The 568-nt window shown below is 47.4% G+C and carries 2 tRNA genes and 1 rRNA gene; all 3 read right to left on the reverse strand.

What is annotated here, in order from left to right:
• Positions 1-117 precede the first annotated feature (117 nt).
• Positions 118-193, reverse strand: a tRNA-Ala gene (locus WFK81_RS30725).
• 33 nt (positions 194-226) lie between these two features.
• A tRNA-Ile gene (locus WFK81_RS30730) sits at positions 227-303 on the reverse strand.
• A 173-nt stretch (positions 304-476) separates the two neighbouring features.
• A 16S ribosomal RNA gene (locus WFK81_RS30735) occupies positions 477-568 on the reverse strand; the annotation flags it as partial.

Genomic DNA, 568 nt, shown 5'->3' on the forward strand with positions numbered 1-568 from the left:
CTCCTAGTGCCTAGGCATCCTCCGTGCGCTCTTATTAGCTTAACCTAATAAAAACATTTGTTGCTTAAGGATGTTTCATCTTTCGCTATCCAGTTTTCAAGGAACAAATTTAAATATTGGTGGAGCCAAGGAGGATCGAACTCCTGACCTCCTGCTTGCAAGGCAGGCGCTCTCCCAGCTGAGCTATGGCCCCATAGGGTATAAGTTGTCATTATCGAAAGGATAATGGTGGGCCTTAGTGGACTCGAACCACCGACCTCACCCTTATCAGGGGTGCGCTCTAACCAGCTGAGCTAAAGGCCCTTAACAACTATTTAATTGAAAGATTTATCGGGGTCCCCGAAAAGTAATCGGCATAAGCTACATAGCTTAACTTCACTTTTTGGGGTTCCAATTGTTCCTTCAAAACTGACAACGAGCGAGCGACTAACCTACCTGATTTATCCGATCATCATCGTGATCGGGTATTCCCTTAGAAAGGAGGTGATCCAGCCGCACCTTCCGATACGGCTACCTTGTTACGACTTCACCCCAATCATCTACCCCACCTTCGACGGCTGGCTCCTTG

It is taken from the genome of Paenibacillus sp. MMO-177, assembly GCF_037147795.1.
Lineage (GTDB): Bacteria > Bacillota > Bacilli > Paenibacillales > Paenibacillaceae > Pristimantibacillus.